Origin of the sequence: Chelativorans intermedius (genome assembly GCF_025398255.1) — a bacterium.
Lineage (GTDB): Bacteria > Pseudomonadota > Alphaproteobacteria > Rhizobiales > Rhizobiaceae > Chelativorans > Chelativorans intermedius.
In genome coordinates, this window is the sequence record NZ_JAODNW010000057.1 from 1 (window position 1) to 4,632 (window position 4,632).

The 4,632-nt window shown below is 61.6% G+C and carries 3 protein-coding genes, 1 pseudogene and 1 CRISPR repeat array; of the genes and pseudogenes, 1 reads left to right on the forward strand and 3 read right to left on the reverse strand.

Annotation, left to right across the window (positions count from 1 at the left end; all coding sequences use genetic code 11):
- Positions 1-336: pseudogene (locus tag NYR58_RS20010) on the forward strand (hypothetical protein); the annotation flags it as partial.
- A gap of 112 nt (positions 337-448) precedes the next feature.
- Positions 449-1,342: direct repeats of the CRISPR family, unit length 36 nt; unit sequence GTTGCGGTTGGCGCTCGATCTCTAAGCGGCTATACT.
- 73 nt (positions 1,343-1,415) lie between these two features.
- Here the strand turns inward: NYR58_RS20010 and cas2 are convergent.
- The 3 genes from cas2 to cas9 are packed head-to-tail and all read right to left on the reverse strand — an operon-like array spanning position 1,416 to position 4,499.
- On the reverse strand, positions 1,416-1,760 hold the full coding sequence (cas2, locus tag NYR58_RS20015) for a CRISPR-associated endonuclease Cas2 (protein ID WP_261522896.1): 345 nt from the start codon (positions 1,758-1,760) through the stop codon (positions 1,416-1,418).
- 4 nt (positions 1,761-1,764) lie between these two features.
- On the reverse strand, positions 1,765-2,664 hold the full coding sequence (gene cas1, locus NYR58_RS20020) for a type II CRISPR-associated endonuclease Cas1 (RefSeq protein ID WP_261522897.1): 900 nt from the start codon (positions 2,662-2,664) through the stop codon (positions 1,765-1,767).
- Entirely contained in the window at positions 2,661-4,499 is a 1,839-nt protein-coding gene (gene cas9 / locus NYR58_RS20025; protein ID WP_261522898.1) for a type II CRISPR RNA-guided endonuclease Cas9, read from the reverse strand. The genes cas1 and cas9 overlap by 4 nt, the downstream gene beginning before the upstream one ends.
- Positions 4,500-4,632: the final 133 nt, after the last annotated feature.

Consider the following 4,632-nt stretch of genomic DNA (forward strand, 5'->3'; position numbering starts at 1 on the left):
GGGTGGACGACTTTTACGCCGCCCGCAGCAGCTCCATGCCGCCGCTTCCGTGGACTAGTTTCTCACCGCCGTTCTCAGCAGGTTTCCGCCGTCTATCGGGTCACGGCAAAGCAGGTGGCCGGCGAGTTGTGGAGCGCCATCCAGATCACGACAGCCGCCGGCATCTGCGCGACGCTCGACATGATCCGCGACGGCTCCCTGCCCTCCCGCGGCTTCATCCGCCAGGAGAACATCCCCCTCGCCAGCTTCCTGGAAAACCGCTTCGGGCGCTACTTCGCGAACGAGAGCACCCAAAAGAACCCCGTATCGGACAACGAAATGTTCGCCGCGGCATGAGGCAGCTCCGCGACCAGCAGGCTCCGCGACGTCGGGGCAGACACTTCTTGCAGGACAGTACCCGATCAGATCGGTCAGATCGGTCGGCTCGCTCTGAGGCGCGGCCACGAGGGTTGCGGTTGGCGCTCGATCTCTAAGCGGCTATACTCGCCTCGGGCACCGGGCCATGCTCGCCGCGGTTGCGGTTGGCGCTCGATCTCTAAGCGGCTATACTCTCCGCGAGGTGCTCGCGCAGATACTTGTCGTTGCGGTTGGCGCTCGATCTCTAAGCGGCTATACTTTAAGCCACCAGTTCTTGATATCCTTATTGGTTGCGGTTGGCGCTCGATCTCTAAGCGGCTATACTTCGTCGATCTTGTTCAGTTTCCGATACTCAGTTGCGGTTGGCGCTCGATCTCTAAGCGGCTATACTGCCATCAGACGCGGCGTGCGCAGTTATTTCGTTGCGGTTGGCGCTCGATCTCTAAGCGGCTATACTTCGGGCAGCGTGCGGCAGGCGCGGGGGTGGGTTGCGGTTGGCGCTCGATCTCTAAGCGGCTATACTCGCCGCGCCGGACACTTCCGGTAAGAAGAAGTTGCGGTTGGCGCTCGATCTCTAAGCGGCTATACTAACATCATCGCCCACGTGGCGGGGGATGAGGTTGCGGTTGGCGCTCGATCTCTAAGCGGCTATACTCGTCTTCGGAAAGGGCGTCGAACCGCCGTGGTTGCGGTTGGCGCTCGATCTCTAAGCGGCTATACTAGCCATCGCATTCGGCATGCCTGCATCTCGGTTGCGGTTGGCGCTCGATCTCTAAGCGGCTATACTACCTTGTTCCATTTCTCCTCGTCGTCAATAGTTGCGGTTGGCGCTCGATCTCTAAGCGGCTATACTGCCCCATGTCAGGATCCCGTCGCGGACGTCGTTGCGGTTGGCGCTCGATCTCTAAGCGGCTATACTCGTAGGCGATGATTGTATTCTTGATCTTCTGTTGCGGTTGGCGCTCGATCTCTAAGCGGCTATACTCCATGTCCTTCTAAAGCCTGGAATTTCCAGGCTTTTTTCTTTTCTACAGGGCCTAAGAAGCATCGCGCTGAGTTCAGAACAGTGCGAGTTGATCCGGGTTTTTGGGGCGCTGTTCATGTTTTCTTCCGGTGAAAACACGGGCGTTTCCATATTGCTTGTCGGTGATGGTGACAATGTGCACCTTCCCCTTCTTCGGTAGGGCTTCGCGTATGTGGCCGATGAACACCTCGGCCGCCTCCTTGCTCTCGGCAAAGCGAAGATACACCGAGAACTGTGCCATCTCGAATCCTTCGTCGAGCAGGAAATTCCTGAACTTCGTGGCGGCCTTTCGCTCGGCTTTCGTGCCCACAGGCAGATCGAACATCACGTAGAGCCACATCATCCGGTATCCGCTTAAGGCCGGGTAGCGCGGCGCCATCGGTTTATGCCTCCAGCGGCAAAGCTCGCCGCGGCAAATCCAGCCTCTGTGCTTGACCTGCAAAACACCTGGCAAGCGATAGCGCGAGCCGCTCCAGGCACAGGCCCACGGGGCTTGCACCCTCCTTGGTGCTCATGTCGGTGACAAGGATGCGCGCGAGCGCGGGTTTCGACGTGCGGTCAACCTGACACACGCCCTTGCGGACCAGATCGTGCACGATGAGGTCCGCAAGCGGACGAAACGGCTCCATCAGATCGTCCGCAAGCGCGAAGGCGTTGCCGCGCTGACGATGGGAAAGGCCGAAACTCGGGTGCAGTCCGGCTGCCATGATGGCACGGGCGGTTCCAGCTCGCAGAATGGTATAGATGTAGTTCAGCATAGCGTTGGTGCCGCCGGCTCGGCGATCCCGGCGGAACTCCTCGCCGAACAGCAAGGGCCAGTAGCGGCGCGCGGCCTGGGCCTCGACATTATCGGGATCGCCGGAGCGAACCTTTCGAGACAGCAGAAAAAAGCCCTCATGGGGCGCCCCCACGGCCTCCAGTGTTGCACGCTGGCTTTCGATCTTTGCCGAGACGATCTGTGCCCACAGGCGCTTCTTCAACGGGCGCGAGGCGGCAGCCTGGTCGGACATTCGCCCGGCCTGTTCATGATGCCCTTCGGCGGTCCACAGAAAGGCGGCCGGTCGGTGGTTCGCGCCGCAGATGACCAGCGGGGCGCAGCGCTCGGCGAGCGCTACCAGAAGATTGTTGGAATAGGTGATGCCGTGCGCGCTCGCCACGACGGCTGCCACGTCGTCAAGCGGCACGCGACCGACCTCGGCCCCCTGAGCGCTGACCGTCAGGAAACCGCGCGACCTGGAAAGGTGGCGTCCGTCTTCGGCGATCTCGACAATACGGCCGATCACGGTCTCTCCTCCACCGGCGTCACCCGGCCGATCGGGTCGACACGCACACGCTGCGCACCCGCCTCCTTGAGCCGTGCATAGGTGGCAAAGTTCCACCGGAAGGGGTCGCGGGGATCTTTGTGGCGCGCTTCGTAGTTGCCGGCATCGCGGTGCGAGACGAGACGGATGCGCTTCGCAGAAGGCTCAAGGCGCACCACTCGGTAGATGCTGCGCCCCTCGCCAAAATCCGCCTCCACCAGGTCTCCCTTGTGCACGCGCATGACAAGGCGCGGCCTCGGCTCGGTCTGCATCCATCGCGGCTGGAAACCCTTCCGATTTGCATCGAAGACGGTGACGGCCTCGCCATTCCAGTCCCCATTGTCGGTTTCAAAAATCTCCAGACGGTGGTTGTCGCCCGGCACATAGGCCTTGCGGAAGCGACCGTTGCCGTGGGCAATCGCCACTGCGCTCTGATCCGTTTTCAGCACGCGCACGCGGCGGATATTGTTCTGCGCACCATAGCGCGCCAGGGCCTCGTTCAGCTTTTCTCCGCTGCGCCTGGCTTCAAAGGCAACCTCCTCCAGCACCTCTCTCAGCCGGATGTCGCGCACCTGGCCGATTTCGCGCTCGGTGAGCGCATGGATCGGCTTGCGCGTGACAAGGTTGAATGTCTTGCCATCGATTTCCTCATCGACAAGGCCATAGGCCGTTTCCTCATGAAGCTGGCCTTCGGGTCCGTGGTCCGGCTTGTGCGAGATGACCACCGCTTCGAGCTTTTCTGCCAGCTGCTCGCGAAAGCCCTCGAACGGCTCGGGAAACTCCCCTTTCGCCGCCCAGCGGTCAAGGTCGAGCTCCTCGGCGCGGCCTGCCGCGGTGGCGATGCGCTGCAGGATACGGCGGTCCGTGCAGGCGATAACAAAGGCATCCAGCATATGGTGGCGATGGTCGTCGCGGTTCTTCACCTCGCGCTCCTCCTCATCGCCCAGGCGATTGTGGTCCTTCAGAAGTCCGTTTAGACCCCACATGCTGCGCAGCATTCCGGTAAGCCGCCCCGCGGTCACCCAGACGCGGCGATTGCGGTCCTCGCCATAAAGATGGCCAAGATATTCCTTGGCCAGCCGGGCCATGTGTTGGCTGTCGGTCAGGTATCGCGCGATGAAATCGTTGCGCTCGGCGAACTTCTCCATCGCGTCGGGCGCAAAGCGCCAAGCCTTCTTTCTGAACAGCCGCTCGGCACGTTCGGCGATCACCCGCAATTCCTCGCCAGTCCAGACTTCGGCAGGCGGGCGGTTGCCCTTGAGTCGATTGGCCTTCCGCGTACACAGCACCTTGTTGAGAAAACTGTCGTCAAGGGTGCGAGAGCGCGGCAGTATGTGATCGATGTCGACCACGCCCGAAAAGAGCATCTCTCTCGAGATCGGCGTGCCGGTATAGACGCAGACGCGCTCGTCGGCTGGCAGCTCGTCATACAGCCTCAGCAGCAGGCGGTTGCCATGGGTGTCTGGAAGGCCCATGGCTCGAAGCTCGTTGCGCCGCCGCTCGTTCGCCGCCTCGTTCTCGCGGTTTCTGCGCGTCGCTTCCGCCTTCTGCTTCTCGCTCTGCTTGAGCTCCCGCGCCAGCTCCAGCACGATCTCGGCAGGCGGACCATAGACGTCGATCAGCGTATTCACCAGCATGCGAACCTGGTTGAGCGCGATGTGAACAGTGGGGTTGGGTACGCGGCCGATGCGCTCCTGGCTTCCCTCCGGCGCTGTCGGGTTGGAAATGACATGGCGCACCATCGCCTCGCCATAATAGGGAAGGCGCCCGCAGGCCCCGACGTCGAGCTTTGAATGGTGCAGGCCGAGGCTCTGCACCGCTTCGTCGTAGGTGAGAGGACGCGCGTAGATCTCGCCCGTATCGGGATGGGTGGTCTCCTATGATGCTTGTCCAGCGGAAAGTGGTCTTTCCGCGAAGGTGTATGTTGTGAAGTCCTCGAAGACCCACTTG

What these genes read in the sequence shown, in the direction of transcription:
- cas2 (WP_261522896.1), bottom strand. Translation starts at nt 1,760, where the DNA reads ATGGCGCCGCGCTACCCGGCCTTAAGCGGATACCGGATGATGTGGCTC.